Genomic DNA, 13,120 nt, shown 5'->3' with positions numbered 1-13,120 from the left:
GGCCTGCTCACCATCGAGCTGCCGCCGACCTCCTGGACAAAGGGCCCCGTCGCACGAGACGTCCGGTCGGTCAGAACAGGATGTCGTAGATCTGCCAGCCGTCCCCGACCTGCGACTTCGTCGCGAACGGAGCCGTCACCTTGCCGGTGGAGTGGTAGAACCAGAAATCTCCGGCCGAGTCCACACCGACCAGGTCGCCCCGGCCGTCACGGTCGAGGTCGCTCGGGCCGAGCAGCAGCTTGTACTTGCCCCAGCCCGAACCGATCTCAACCCGCTTGTCGTACGGCTTGGCGGCCGAACCGGTGCCGGTGTAGATCCACAGGACCCCGGACTTGTCCCGGGCCACGAAGTCCGCCTTGCCGTCGCCGTTCAGGTCGCCGGTGGAGACGATCGCGTCGTAGATCTGCCAGCCCGTGCCGATCTGGGCCTTGGGCTCGAAGGGCTTCGACGGCTCGCCGGTGCCCTTGTAGAAATAGATCACGCCGGAGCTGTTGCGGGCGATCATGTCGGCCTTGCCGTCACCGTCGAGGTCGCGCATGCCGTTGAGGCTGTTGTACTGGTTCCAGCCGCTGCCGACCTTGAGCCGGGCCATGTACGGCTTGTCCGGGTTGCCGCTGCCCCGGTAGTACCAGAGGACGCCGTCCTTGTCGCGGGCCACGAAGTCGCCCGTACCGTCCGCGCGCAGCGCGGTCATCGCGGTGAGCGCGGTGTAGCTGCCCCAGCCGTAGCCCGCCTGGTAGCGGCGGTAGTACGGGGAGGAGGCGCTGCCGGTGCCCTGGTACTGCCAGATCCGGCCGGCGCTGTCGCGGCCGATCATGTTGTAGCGGTCGGTCGCGGAGACCGGGGCGACGCTCGTGGAGGTCTGGACGTCGCTCGCCTTCACCCACGCCTGGCGGTGGTTGTAGCGGATCGGCAGATAGGACGTGGAACCGATGACGTCCGTCTGGGCCGAGCCGAACCAGTCGTCGCCCTTCACCTCGGCGCCGGCCAGCGTGTACCCCTGGCCGGAAGGCAGCGTGTACTTCGTCAGGTAGTCCGGGTTGTCCGTCGGGGCCTCCAGGCCCGCGGCCTCGTAGGCCGCGGTCTCCGGGTAGGCGCGCCCGTAGATCCGGACGGTCACCCCGGCCTTGGCCTTCACGACGCGCGGGGCCGCGGCGAGCGGCAGGGTGTACTGGCCGCCCGGGTTGTAGAACCACGCCTTCTTCCCGGCGTACCAGATCGCCGTCCAGTCGGCCTTCGCCTCGGCGACGACATAGGTGTCGCCCGCGCGGACCTTGTTGCCCCAGTTGGAGCCCTCGCTCCACAGTGCGGAGAAGTAGGGGTCGGTCAGCGTGGACGCGCTGGTGGACGCCGAGGTGTACAGGTAGCCGAAGTTCGCCGGCTGCTTGGTGACCGCCTTGGTGCCGTACGTCAGCTTGGGCTGGTTGGCCGTGGTGAACGGCGGCACCACCCGCACCAGCTGCCCCGCCTTGACCGGGCCGCCGGCGCCGCTCGCGCCCGTCGGGGCGCCCATCAGGCCCATGAAGTGGTTCCAGTCCCAGAACGGGCCCGGGTCCCAGTGGGTGTCCTTGGACTTCGCGTCCAGAAAGACGGGCACCTCGTCGTGGCCGATGATGTGCTCACGGTCCAGCGGGATGCCGTACTTGTCGGCCAGGAACTTCACCAGGGCCGCGGTCGACTCGTACTGCGACTCGCTGTACCAGCTGCCCTCCTTGATCGCGTAGCCCTCGTGCTCCACGCCGATCGAGTGCATGTTGAGCGACCAGTTGCCCGCATGCCACGCCAGGTCCTTGTTCTCGACCATCTGCGTGACCAGCCCGTCCGAGGCGCGGACCAGGTAGTTCGCGCTGGCAGCCGCGCTCGGGCTGGTGAGCGTGGTGAGCGAGCTCGCGTAGTCGCCCTCGGTGTCGTGGATCACGATCTGCCGGATGTCGACGCCCTTGTCGGGGCGCACGGCGGGCGTGTAGCTGCGCTGGCCCGTGCTCGACGTCTTGGCCTGCACGAAGTTGCAGTTCAGACCGGACGGGCACTCCGGGGTGGGGGTCGCGGCGGTGCTCGCGAAGGACGCGGCCAGCGGCACGTTCGCCGGCTTGACCGGCTGGACCGACGGGTCGGCGGGCAGCGAGACCTGCTGGCCGTCCTGGGTGACCGCGCTCTCGCCCGTACGGATCGAGTCGAAGACGCGCTTCGCGAAGAGGTCGGCCCCCTTCTTGTCCGGCGACTGGCTGAACCGCGCCACCGCCGGATACCACTGCGAGGCGTCGTCGGACAGGGAGCCCTTGGCGTCGCGCTGGTACTCGGCGAGCAGGGCCGCGCCCGCGCGGATGCTGTCCTCGGTGTCGTCGCGCACCGACCCCGCGTCCGCGTCGATCAGCTCGGCGGCCTCGTCCAGCGTGTGCAGCCGGGGGTCGGAGGTGTCGACCGTCTTCTTCGGCAGGTCGCGCAGCGCCTTCGCGGCGTCGAAGGTCTTCTCGATGTCCGGCCGGCCGGACATGTTCATGTGCGCCAGACGTTCCTTGTCGTCCGGCTGCTCCACGTCACCGGCCGCCACGCTGGTCAGCCCCATGACGTTGTACGCGCCGGTCGTGCTCGGCTCGCCGTCGTGGCTCTCCCAGCGCGTCTGCCGGTACGAGACCGCCATCAGCACGCTCCGGGGCACGTCGAACTCACGGGCCGCGTCGTCGAACTGGGCCTGGAGCACGGCGGACGGCGCGGCGGCCCTGGCGGTCCCCGTGTCAGGGTCCTGCGAGGCCATGGCCAGGGTGCCGATCGTCGCGGTCGCGACCACGGCGGCTCCGGCGCCGATCAGCAGCCGTCTCTTCTTGAGGTCCTTACGGTGATTCCGCTTCAAGTCCCCGCCCTCGGTGTCCACTTGTTCAACGTTGTTCTACGTCGAAAGCCGTGAGGCTAGCAGGCCGCCCGGACTGCCCTTGCACCGACCGTGCCGAGACGTCCGTCTCAGTGACTGGGCAACCGGGAAATGGAGGGGGCGCGACCCCGTAATGTGGACGCTGTGACCGTGAACGCCAATACCTCCGTCGCCGGTGGCAACACCTGGCGAGACCTTCCCGCGGCGCAGCAGCCCGAGTACCCCGACTCCGAGGCGCTGCGCGATGTACTCGCGGACCTCGCGTCGTATCCGCCGCTCGTCTTCGCGGGCGAGTGCGACCAGCTGCGTGCCCGTATGGGAGCCGTCGCCAAGGGCGAGGCGTTCCTGTTGCAGGGCGGAGACTGCGCCGAGGCATTCGACGCCGTGTCGGCCGAGCACATCCGCGCCAAGCTGAAGACGCTGCTCCAGATGAGCGCCGTCCTCACCTACGCGGCCTCCGTCCCCGTCGTCAAGGTCGGCCGGATCGCCGGCCAGTACTCCAAGCCGCGCTCCAAGCCGACCGAGACCCGCGACGGCGTGACGCTGCCGACCTACCGGGGCGACTCCGTCAACGGCTTCGCCTTCACCGAGGCCGAGCGCGTTCCCGACCCGGAGCGGCTGAAGCGGATGTACCACGCGTCCGCCTCCACGCTGAACCTCGTGCGCGCCTTCACCACCGGCGGTTACGCCGACCTGCGCCAGGTGCACGCCTGGAACCAGGACTTCGTGAAGTCGTCCCCGTCCGGCCAGCGCTACGAGGCGCTGGCCCGCGAGATCGACAACGCGCTGAACTTCATGAAGGCCTGCGGCACCGACCCGGCCGAGTTCAAGGCCGTCGAGTTCTACGCCTCGCACGAGGCCCTGCTGCTGGACTACGAGACGGCGCTGACCCGCACCGACTCGCGCACCGGCCACCTGTACGACACCTCCGGCCACATGGTGTGGATCGGTGAGCGGACCCGCCAGATGGACGGGGCGCACATCGAGTTCGCCGCCAGGGTCCGCAACCCGATCGGGATCAAGCTCGGCCCGACGACCACCGTCGACGAGGCCCTGGGCTACGTCGAGCGCCTCGACCCCGAGCGCGAGCCCGGCCGGCTGACGTTCATCGTCCGGATGGGCGCCGACAAGGTCCGCGACAAGCTGCCCGAGCTGGTCGAGAAGGTCACCGCCTCCGGTGCCACCGTCGCCTGGGTGACCGACCCGATGCACGGCAACACCTTCGAGGCGGCCTCCGGCCACAAGACGCGCCGCTTCGACGACGTCCTGGACGAGGTCAAGGGCTTCTTCGAGGTGCACAAGGGCCTCGGCACGCACCCCGGCGGCATCCACGTCGAGCTGACCGGCGACGACGTCACCGAGTGCGTCGGCGGCGGCCACGAGATCTTCGTGGACGACCTCCACCAGCGCTACGAGACGGCCTGCGACCCCCGGCTCAACCGCAGCCAGTCGCTCGACCTGGCCTTCCTCGTCGCCGAGATGTACCGCGACCAGTAAGGGCCGCACCGTACGACTGTGGGGCACGGATCGATGTGATCCGTCCCCCACAGGGCGTTCCCGGGCTTCTGCCACCCCCGAGCGGCGGGTAAGGTTAGGTTAGCCTCACCGATCATCGGGGCGGCGCCCACGACCCGTCCCCGCCCGGGAGGTGAACCGCATGTACGTCTGCTCGTGCTTCGGCGTTACGGAGCAGCAGGTCAAGGACCATGCGGCGGCCGGGGCCTGCACGCCCCGCCAGATCGCTTCCGCCTCCAAGGCCGGCACGGACTGCGGCGGCTGTGTCCGCACCATCCAGGCGATGCTCGGCCGGGGCGCCTGCCCGCGCCGCGAGCTCCTGGAACGGAAGCAGGCGCCCGCCACCGCCGCCGCTCCGGGGGAAGGGCTCCCCGAGGCCGCCTGAGCGCTGTCAGCTCTCCGGCTGCTCGATGAGCTGCGCGATGTACAGCGGCTCGCCCAGCTTCTCGACCAGGTCCAGCTGGGTGTCGAGGTAGTCGATGTGGTGCTCCTCGTCCGCGAGGATCGACTCGAAGATGTTCGCCGACGTGATGTCGCCCTTGTCGCGCATCAGCTCGATCCCGCGCTTGAGGCGGTCGATCGCCTCGACCTCGATCTGCCGGTCCGCCTGGAACATCTCGGTGACCGTCTGGCCGACCCGCACATGGAACAGCCGCTGGTAGTTCGGCAGGCCGTCGAGGAAGAGAATGCGGTCGGTCAGGATCTCCGCGTGCTTCATCTCGTCGAAGGACTCGGCGCGCGTGTATGTGGCGAGCTTCGTCCAGCCGAAGTTGTCCTGCATCTTCGCGTGCAGGAAGTACTGGTTGATGGCCGTCAATTCGGCGGTCAGCTGTTCATTCAGGAACTCGATGACCTCGGGGTCGCCCTGCATCGCAGAGGCTCCTTCCAACGGTGAACCGGGCACGTTGGCGGCATCCTCGCACCCGCCCCGGTGACCGTCCAGTAAGTGCATGCTTAGTATGAGTTGCCCGAATCGCCTCCGCCCTGGTCACGACCACCCCTGCCTGTCTGTCACCATGGAGTCATGGGTCAGCCGGAAAGCCGGGAACACCGCGCGTCAGAGCAGTCCGAGCTTCCGCCGGGCCAGCGGCTGCAGCGTGGGTGGCCGGTGACCCATTACGGGCCGGTCCCCAAGTTCAAACCGGAGCGCTGGGAATTCCGCGTCTTCGGCGCGACCGCCGACGGTGAGAAGCACTGCTGGAACCACGAGGGATTCTCGGCGCTGCCGTTCTCCTCGGTCGTCGCCGATCTCCACTGCGTCACGAAATTCAGCATGCTGGGCGCCGAGTGGGGCGGTGTGCTCGCCCGCGATGTGGTCGCCCTCGCGCCCCCCGCCCCTCAGGTCACGCATGTGATGGTCTGGGCCGAGTACGGCTTCAGTTCCAACCTCCGGCTGGACGACTTCCTCTCCGACCGGACCCTGTTCGCCACCCACAAGGGCGGCGAACTGCTCACCGCCGAGCACGGCTTCCCGCTCCGGCTCGTCGTCCCCCATCTGTACGCGTGGAAGGGCCCCAAGTGGGTCCGGGGCATCGAGTACATGACCGCCGACCGCCGCGGCTTCTGGGAGGAGCGCGGGTACCACAACATCGGCGATCCCTGGAGGGAGCAGCGCTACTCCTACCAGGAGGGGCCGGGGGACGGCCCCGAACTCTGACCGGGCACCCCCGCGGGGGTCACCCGCCGTCGCGCAGCGCCTGGAGCCGGGCCACGTCCGCCGCGTGGCCCTCCTTGCCGCCCGGCGTCTCGATCACCAGCGGCACGCCCTCGGTGGCCGGGTGCGTGAACAGCTCGCGGAACGGCTCCTCGCCGATGTGGCCCGAGCCGATGTTCTCGTGCCGGTCCTTGTGGGCGCCGGAGACGTCCTTGGAGTCATTGGCGTGGATGAGCTTCAGCCGGCCCTCGCCGACCGTCTCCACCAGCAGGTCCAGCGTCTCCTTCATCCCGCCCGGCCCGGCCAGGTCGTGCCCTGCTGCGAAGATGTGGCAGGTGTCCAGGCAGACCCCGAGCTTCGGATGGGCGTCCAGCGCCTCGAAGTACGGGCCGAAGTCCCAGGTCCGTGAGCAGAGCGAGGAACCCTGCCCGGCCGTGGACTCCAGCAGCAGGAACGGGTCGTCGTCGTGCGTCAGCTCGTCCAGCAGCGGCCGCATGTGCGTCCGTACCTGCGCCAGCGCCTCCTCACGGGGCCGCCCGCCGGTCGCCGACCCCGTGTGCACCACGACGCCCAGCGCCCCGATCTCGCGGGCGCGGCGCAGCGAGTGGCGCAGCGACTCCACGGACCGCTCCACCGTCGCCGGGGTGTGCGAGCCGAAGTTGATCAGGTACGGGGCGTGCACGTACGCCGGTACGGACTCGGCGGCGCACTGCTCGCGGAACAGGGCGTCCTGGGCCGGATTCCCGGCCGGGGTGGCCCAGCCGCGCGGGTTGGCGACGAAGACCTGGACGGCCTCGGCGCCCATCTCGCGGGCGTAGGGGAGGCCGGTCCTGGCGAGGCCGCCGGCCACGGGGACATGGCCGCCGACGGGGTTGCGCATACGGATCTCTACAGTCCCTTGGTCTTGATGGTGATGGTGCTGCCCTCCGGGGCCCGGTCGCCGCCGTCCACGGACTGGCTGGAGACCTTGTCGCTGAAGGAGAGGAACCCGTGGTCGACCTTGACCTCGAAGCCCGCCGCCTCCAGCTCGTCCCGGGCGTCGTCCGCGTCCTTGCCGACCACGTCCGGCACATCGATCATGCGCGGCCCGGCGGAGACCGTCACCGTCACGGTGTCGCCCTCCGCCGCCTCGGCGCCCTCCTCGGGTGACTGGACGGCGACGTCGCCCTCGACCTCCGGTGAGTGCACCCGGCCGGGCTTCACCTTCACCTTCAGCCCCTCGTCGGCCAGCGCGTCGGTGGCGTCGTCCACGGAGAGCCCGGTGACGTCCGGGACCTCGACGGGGCTGCCCTTGGAGACCACGAACGCCACCGCCGAGTCCGGGTGGCGGCCGGTGCCCGCCTCGGGGTCCGTACGCACCACCTCGCCGGCCGCCACGTCGTCGTTGAACTCCTTGGTGACGATGCCCGGGAGCAGGCCCGCCTTCTTCAGCCGCTCCTTGGCGTCGGAGAGCCGGACACCCGCGAGATCGGGCACGTCGACGATCTCGGGACCGCGCGACACGACGAGCGAGACCGAGCCGTTGCCCCTGATCCGCGCGCCGGACTCGGGGTCGCTGCTGATCACCTTGCCCCGGTCGACGGTGTCGCTGAAGTCCCGCTTCACGCCCTTCAGCTCCAGCCCGGCGTCGGAGAGCCGCTTCCCGGCCGCCTTCTCGGTCTGGCCCAGCAGCGAGGGGACCTTCGTGAACTGCCCCGAGTTGATGTACCAGACACCGCTGCCGACGCCCAGGACGAGCAGCACCGCGAGGACCGCCGCGATCAGCCCGCGCCGGGGGCCGCCGAGCGGTCCGGTCCGGCCGGGCGGCAGCGGGGGCGCGGGCGGGGGCATCTCCAGCCGGCTGGTGTGATGGGCGGTGCCCAGGTCCTTCGGCAGGACCCGGGGGATCACCGTCGTCCGCGCGTCGGACCCCTCCGCCGCACCCTCCGGACCGGGCTCCGGCCGGGCCTGCGGCGGTACGGCGTCGAGCTGCGCGTCCGTGAGCGCGGCGCGCGCCCGGCGGGCCCCGGCGAGCAGCTCCACCGCGTCGAACGGGCGGGCCTCCGGATCCCGGGCGGTGGCGCTCGCCACCAGCGCGTCCAGCTCGGGCGCCAGACCCGGGACGGCGGCGGACGGCGGCGGCACGTCCTCGTGCAGATGCTGGTAGATGACCTGGGCGGGGGACTCCCCGTCACGCGGCTTGTCGCCGGTCAGCATCTCGTACAGCACGACCCCGCAGGCGTACACGTCGGCGCGGGTGTCCGCCGTGCCGTGCTCGATCTGCTCCGGGGCGAGATACGAGACGGTGCCGAGGATCGTCCCGGAGGTGTTCGTGACCGCGTCCACGGCCCGGACCAGGCCGAAGTCGGCGACCTTGACCCGGCCGTCGTCCCCGATCAGCACGTTCTCCGGCTTCATGTCGCGGTGCACGAAGCCCGCCCGGTGCGCCGCGCCGAGGGCGGCGAGCACCGACTCCAGGATGTCCAGCGCGGCCCGCGGCCGGAGGGCGCCGCGCTCGGTCAGGACGTCGCGCAGGGTGCACCCGGCGACGTACTCCATGGCGAGGTAGACGTACTGCCCCTGGGCGCCCTGGTCGAAGACCCCGACCACGTTGGGGTGGGCGAGATGCGCCACCGACTTGGCCTCGCGGATGAAGCGCTCGACGAACGAGGCGTCGGTCGCCAGCGCCGGGTGCATCACCTTGAGGGCGAGCACCCGGTCGAGCCGCATGTCCATGGCCCGGTAGACCGTGGCCATGCCGCCCACGGCGATGCGGGCATCGACGCGGTAGCGGCCGTCGAGCAGCTGCCCGACGAGGGGGTCCTGGAGGGTCGTATCCACCATGCGAGTCTACGAGCCGCCACGGACAGGCCCACCGCGGTGGAGCGAACCCGGCGCAGGACTGAAGCCGAGCCGTGACAGGGCCGCGCCGCTCAAGGCCGGAATCCCGGCCTCCGAAGCCCCTCAGGCCCCGGAACTGTGGATTCCGGCACGTTGGCCCGGACCGGGGCGGCGCGCGCGGGCGTCAGAACGCCGGCCGCTCCGGATCGAGCACCGCCCGCCCGGCCGTCGGCGACGACGCCTCCGCGAAGTGGCGGCGCGGGATGCGCCCGGCCCGGTACGCGAGCCGCCCGCCCTCCACCGCGTGCCGCATCGCGGCGGCCATCAGCTCCGGCTCCTGGGCCCGGGTCACCGCCGAGGCGAGCATCACCGCCGAGCACCCGAGCTCCATCGCGAGCGCCGCGTCCGAAGCCGTGCCGGCGCCGGCGTCCAGGATCACCGGCACTCCGGCCCGCTCGGCGATCAGCTGGAAGTTGTGCGGGTTGCGGATGCCCAGGCCCGAGCCGATGGGGGAGCCGAGCGGCATGACCGCCGCGCACCCCACGTCCTCCAGCTTCCGGGCCAGGACCGGGTCGTCGTTGGTGTACGGCAGCACGGTGAAGCCGTCGTCCACCAGGATCTCGGCGGCGTCCAGCAGCTCGACCGGGTCGGGCAGCAGGGTCCGCTCGTCGGCCACCACCTCCAGCTTCACCCAGTCCGTGCCCAGCGCCTCACGGGCCAGCCGGGCGGTGAGCACGGCCTCCCCTGCGGTGTAGCAGCCGGCGGTGTTCGGAAGCACCCGGATGGACAGCTTCCGCAGTACGGAGAGCACCGAGCCCTGCACGGTCGGGTCGAGGCGGCGCATCGCGACGGTGGTCAGCTCGGTGCCGGACGCGATCAGCGACCGCTCCAGCACGTCCAGGCTGGGCGCCCCGCCGGTGCCCATGATCAGCCGCGAGGTGAAGTCGGTGCCACCGAGGGCGAACAGGTCGTCGGACATCGTCAGCCTCCCTGCACCGCGGTCAGGACCTCGACCCGGTCGCCGTCGGTGAGCGCGGCGGCGGGCCACTGGCCGCGCGGCACCACGGTCTCGTTGAGCGCGGCGGCCACCCCCGTCCGCGCGTCGGTCAGCGTCGCGACGAGGGTGTCCAGGGTGGTGCCCGGCGCGACGACGGCCGGTGCGCCGTTCACGGACACGGTGAGCGGGGTGGGCTCGGTCATGCGGGCTGCTCCTGGGGTGCGGGGGCCGGGGCGAACCGGCCGGGGGAGAAGGGGCGGGCCGCCTCGGGCAGCTCGCCGTCGGCCAGCAGCGACGCCATGGCGTCCCCGGTGACGGGGGTGAGCAGCACACCGTTGCGGCCGTGGCCGGTGGCGAGGTGGAGGCCGGGCAGCACGGTGCGGCCGAGCAGCGGCGCGTTGTCGGGGGACGCGGGGCGGAGGCCGGCGCGGGTCTCGGTGAGCGGCAGCTCGGTGATGCCGGGCACCAGCTCGTGGGCGTCGCGCAGCAGCTCGTAGACCCCGCCCGCCGTGACGGTGGTGTCCCAGCCCATCTCCTCGGTGGTGGCGCCGACGACCAGCTCACCGTTTGCGCGCGGCACGAGATAGACCTGGCTGCCCCGGACCACCGCGCGCACGGTGCGCGAGAGGAAGGGGGCGTACGCCGGGGGCACGGTGAGGCGCAGCACCTGGCCCTTGACCGGGCGCACCGGAGGCAGGGCGTGGGCGGGCACCCCGGCGAGCCGGCCGCTGAGGCTGCCTCCGGCGAGCACGACCTGGCCGGCGGCCACCTCCGTACCGTCGTCGAGCACGGCACCCACGGCCCGGTCCGCGACCACGGAGAGGCGGTCGGCGCGGCGGCGGTGGAAGACCACGCCGGCCCGTTCGCACGCGGTGAGCAGCGCGGCGGCGAGGCGGCGCGGGTCGACCTGGTGGTCGCCGTCCACCCGGAGGCCGCCGCGCACACCCGGCGCGAGCATCGGTTCCAGGCGGCGGCACTCTCGCCCGGTCAGCCACTCCGACTCCAGGCCGGAACGGCGTTGCAGCTCGTGCAGTTCGCGCAGATGGGCGCGGTCGTCGGCGTCGAGCGCGACGGCCAGGGTGCCGCAGGCGCGGAAACCGATGTCCTGCCCGCTCGCCTCCTCCAGTTCGGCCGTGAACGACGGATACCGCCGGGCGGAGGCGAGGTTGAGCCCGAGCAGCGTCTCCTCGCCGTAGTGCAGTTCGGTGACGGCGGCCAGCATCCCGGCCGCCACCCGGGCCGCTCCGCCGCCCGGTTCGGGGTCGGCGAGCGCGGTGGACAGGCCGCGCCGCGCGGCCCGCCAGGCGGTCACCAGACCGATGACGCCGCCCCCGATGACGAGGACGTCGGACCCTTCGGTGGGATGGGTGCGCATGGGCGTCCAGCCCCTCCCTTCGCCGGCATGACCCGGATCAGGTTCGTACGGTCGGAGGCCGCCAGCCTCCCTCTCAGCCCGGTGCGCCCGGGCTCCCGCGTGTCTTACGGTGGCCACCCTAAACCCCGTCCCCCTGGGCCGGGCGGGGCGCCCTTTCCTGACGCTCGGTCAGCTACGTAAGGTGGACGGGTGAGCGAGCAGCAGCGGGCAGAGCGGACCGAACGCCGGGTCGTCGTCGCGGGCGCGGGCATGGCGGGCGTGCAGACCGCCGTCGCCCTGCGGGAACAGGGCTTCACCGGCCCCGTCACGCTGATCGGCGCCGAACCCCACCAGCCCTACGACCGCCCCCCGCTGTCCAAGGCGGTGCTGCTCGGCAAGGCCGAGGAGTCCGCCTTCGACATCGACTTCGAGGCCCTGGGCATCGCCCTGCGCCTGGGCTGCGAGGTCACCGGGGTGCGCGCCGGCGACCACGAGCTGGACACCTCCCGGGGCCCGGTCCCCTACGACGTCCTGGTCCTCGCCACCGGCGCCGAACCCGTGGCCCTGCCCGGCTCCGACGGCGTCCCCGGCGTCCATCTGCTGCGCACCCTCGACGACGCGGCCCGGCTGCGCCCCGTCCTCGAAGCGGGGCACCCCGTCGTGGTCGTCGGAGCGGGCTGGATCGGCGCCGAGTTCGCCACCGCCGCCCGCGCCGCCGGCTGCGAGGTCACCGTCGTGGAGGCCGCGGACCGCCCCCTGGCCGGCGCCCTGCCCGCCGAGGTCGCCGCCCCGATGGCCGCCTGGTACGCCGAGAGCGGCGCCCGGCTCCTCACCGGGGCGCGGGTCGCCCGCGTCGAGCCCGGCACCGTGGTCCTCGCCGACGGGCGCACCCTCCCGGCCGGTGCGGTCGTCGTCGGCATCGGCGCCCGCCCCGCCACCGGCTGGCTCGCCGGCTCCGGCATCGCGCTCGGGCCCGAGGGCTCGGTGACCGCCGACGCGGCGCTGCGCACCTCGCTGCCCGATGTGTACGCGGTCGGCGACTGCGCCTCCTTCCCCTCGGCCCGCTACGGCACCCGCCTGGTCGTCCACCACTGGGACAACGCCCTCCAGGGACCCAGGACCGCCGCCGCACACATCGCCGCCGCCGGGGACCCGGCGGACATCCCGCCCTACGACCCGGTGCCCTACTTCTGGTCCGAGCAGTTCGGCCGGTTCGTGCAGTACGCCGGACACCACGCGGACGCGGACACCCTGCTGTGGCGCGGCGATCCGGCCGAGCCCGCCTGGTCGGTGTGCTGGCTGCGCGACGGGGCCCTGGTCGCGGTGCTCGCGGTCGGCCGCCCCCGCGACCTGGCCCAGGGGCGCCGGCTCGTCGAGGCGGGGGCCCGGCTCGACGCGGAGCGGGCCGGGGACCCCTCCGTACCGCTGAAGTCGGCGGTTCTGCCGTGATGGCCCGGGACCTGAAGGGCCGAGTCCGGGTTTCGGCTGTCAGTCCGGGATGGCAGGCTTGTCCCCGTGACCGAGATTGACGCAAAGATCGATGCTCTCGTCCCTGCCTGGCTCCACCTGCCCGACATCGCGGAAATGCTCGATGTCGAGGTGACGCGTGTGCGGCAGCTGGTCAAGGAGGGCCAGCTCATCGCCGTACGCCGTGGGGAGAACCGGGCGCTTCAGGTGCCCGCCGCCTTCATCGACGGCGACAAGGTGGTCAAGGGCCTCTCCGGGACCCTGACGCTCCTGAAGGACGACGGCTACTCCGACGAGGAGATGCTCGAATGGCTCTTCACCCCCGACCCGAGCCTGCCCGGTACCCCCGCGCAGGCTCTGAGTGAGAATCGCGGCACGGAGGTGAAGCGCCGCGCCCAGGCGCTCGCCGTCTGAACCGACCGGGGAAGCGGGCCGCACCGCGCG

Annotated in this window: 12 protein-coding genes and 1 riboswitch; of the genes, 5 read left to right on the top strand and 7 right to left on the bottom strand. The window is 72.0% G+C overall.

The window, feature by feature from the left end; all coding sequences use genetic code 11:
• Positions 1 to 70: 70 nt before the first annotated feature.
• On the bottom strand, positions 71 to 2,851 hold the full coding sequence (locus tag ACN6LM_RS35505; protein ID WP_445069550.1) for an N-acetylmuramoyl-L-alanine amidase: 2,781 nt from the start codon (positions 2,849 to 2,851) through the stop codon (positions 71 to 73).
• 129 nt (positions 2,852 to 2,980) lie between these two features.
• On the opposite strand from ACN6LM_RS35505, the gene ACN6LM_RS35500 reads away from it, so the two are divergent.
• Together ACN6LM_RS35500 and ACN6LM_RS35495 are read left to right on the top strand one after the other, a co-directional pair.
• Positions 2,981 to 4,366 (top strand): class II 3-deoxy-7-phosphoheptulonate synthase, encoded by a 1,386-nt coding sequence (locus ACN6LM_RS35500; protein ID WP_445069549.1) that lies wholly within the window; start codon positions 2,981 to 2,983, stop codon positions 4,364 to 4,366.
• A 160-nt stretch (positions 4,367 to 4,526) separates the two neighbouring features.
• On the top strand, positions 4,527 to 4,769 hold the full coding sequence (locus ACN6LM_RS35495; RefSeq protein ID WP_445069548.1) for a (2Fe-2S)-binding protein: 243 nt from the start codon (positions 4,527 to 4,529) through the stop codon (positions 4,767 to 4,769).
• Between the two features lie 6 nt (positions 4,770 to 4,775).
• Here ACN6LM_RS35495 and bfr read toward each other — a convergent pair whose 3' ends face one another.
• Entirely contained in the window at positions 4,776 to 5,255 is a 480-nt protein-coding gene (gene bfr, locus ACN6LM_RS35490; protein WP_445069547.1) for a bacterioferritin, read from the bottom strand.
• Positions 5,256 to 5,408: 153 nt separating this feature from the next.
• Here bfr and ACN6LM_RS35485 point away from each other — a divergent pair, with 153 nt between their 5' ends.
• Complete coding sequence (locus ACN6LM_RS35485) at positions 5,409 to 6,041, top strand: sulfite oxidase-like oxidoreductase (protein WP_445069546.1); 633 nt, start codon at positions 5,409 to 5,411, stop codon at positions 6,039 to 6,041.
• A 19-nt stretch (positions 6,042 to 6,060) separates the two neighbouring features.
• Here ACN6LM_RS35485 and ACN6LM_RS35480 read toward each other — a convergent pair whose 3' ends face one another.
• The 5 genes from ACN6LM_RS35480 to thiO all read right to left on the bottom strand — a co-directional run bounded on the left by ACN6LM_RS35480 (position 6,061) and on the right by thiO (position 11,230).
• The gene (locus tag ACN6LM_RS35480; protein WP_445069545.1) at positions 6,061 to 6,918 is read right to left on the bottom strand and encodes a deoxyribonuclease IV; all 858 of its coding nucleotides are present in this window, start codon (positions 6,916 to 6,918) and stop codon (positions 6,061 to 6,063) included.
• An 8-nt stretch (positions 6,919 to 6,926) separates the two neighbouring features.
• Positions 6,927 to 8,858, bottom strand: coding sequence for a Stk1 family PASTA domain-containing Ser/Thr kinase (pknB, locus tag ACN6LM_RS35475; protein ID WP_445069551.1), 1,932 nt, complete (start codon positions 8,856 to 8,858; stop codon positions 6,927 to 6,929).
• Positions 8,859 to 9,042: 184 nt separating this feature from the next.
• On the bottom strand, positions 9,043 to 9,837 hold the full coding sequence (locus ACN6LM_RS35470; RefSeq protein ID WP_445069544.1) for a thiazole synthase: 795 nt from the start codon (positions 9,835 to 9,837) through the stop codon (positions 9,043 to 9,045).
• Positions 9,838 to 9,839: 2 nt separating this feature from the next.
• Complete coding sequence (gene thiS / locus ACN6LM_RS35465; protein ID WP_445069543.1) at positions 9,840 to 10,058, bottom strand: sulfur carrier protein ThiS; 219 nt, start codon at positions 10,056 to 10,058, stop codon at positions 9,840 to 9,842.
• Positions 10,055 to 11,230, bottom strand: coding sequence for a glycine oxidase ThiO (gene thiO / locus ACN6LM_RS35460; RefSeq protein WP_445069542.1), 1,176 nt, complete (start codon positions 11,228 to 11,230; stop codon positions 10,055 to 10,057). Before thiO ends, thiS begins: the two co-directional genes overlap by 4 nt.
• A riboswitch (TPP riboswitch) is annotated at positions 11,228 to 11,339 on the bottom strand. Its footprint overlaps the gene before it by 3 nt.
• Positions 11,340 to 11,419: 80 nt before the next feature.
• Here thiO and ACN6LM_RS35455 point away from each other — a divergent pair.
• On the top strand, positions 11,420 to 12,658 hold the full coding sequence (locus ACN6LM_RS35455) for an NAD(P)/FAD-dependent oxidoreductase (protein ID WP_445069541.1): 1,239 nt from the start codon (positions 11,420 to 11,422) through the stop codon (positions 12,656 to 12,658).
• Between the two features lie 66 nt (positions 12,659 to 12,724).
• A complete protein-coding gene (locus ACN6LM_RS35450; protein ID WP_445069540.1) occupies positions 12,725 to 13,090 on the top strand; it encodes an Rv2175c family DNA-binding protein in 366 nt (121 codons plus the stop codon).
• Positions 13,091 to 13,120 lie beyond the last annotated feature (30 nt).

The organism is Streptomyces sp. SAS_281, from assembly GCF_052542855.1.
Note: the sequence above shows the minus strand (reverse complement) of the source record. Positions and strands in the feature narration are given on the sequence as shown.

What these genes read in the sequence shown, in the direction of transcription:
- ACN6LM_RS35500 (WP_445069549.1), top strand. Translation starts at nt 2,981, where the DNA reads ATGGAGGGGGCGCGACCCCGTAATGTGGACGCTGTGACCGTGAACGCC.
- ACN6LM_RS35495 (WP_445069548.1), top strand. Translation starts at nt 4,527, where the DNA reads ATGTACGTCTGCTCGTGCTTCGGCGTTACGGAGCAGCAGGTCAAGGAC.
- bfr (WP_445069547.1), bottom strand. Translation starts at nt 5,255, where the DNA reads ATGCAGGGCGACCCCGAGGTCATCGAGTTCCTGAATGAACAGCTGACC.
- ACN6LM_RS35485 (WP_445069546.1), top strand. Translation starts at nt 5,409, where the DNA reads ATGGGTCAGCCGGAAAGCCGGGAACACCGCGCGTCAGAGCAGTCCGAG.
- ACN6LM_RS35480 (WP_445069545.1), bottom strand. Translation starts at nt 6,918, where the DNA reads ATGCGCAACCCCGTCGGCGGCCATGTCCCCGTGGCCGGCGGCCTCGCC.
- ACN6LM_RS35470 (WP_445069544.1), bottom strand. Translation starts at nt 9,837, where the DNA reads ATGTCCGACGACCTGTTCGCCCTCGGTGGCACCGACTTCACCTCGCGG.
- thiS (WP_445069543.1), bottom strand. Translation starts at nt 10,058, where the DNA reads ATGACCGAGCCCACCCCGCTCACCGTGTCCGTGAACGGCGCACCGGCC.
- thiO (WP_445069542.1), bottom strand. Translation starts at nt 11,230, where the DNA reads ATGCGCACCCATCCCACCGAAGGGTCCGACGTCCTCGTCATCGGGGGC.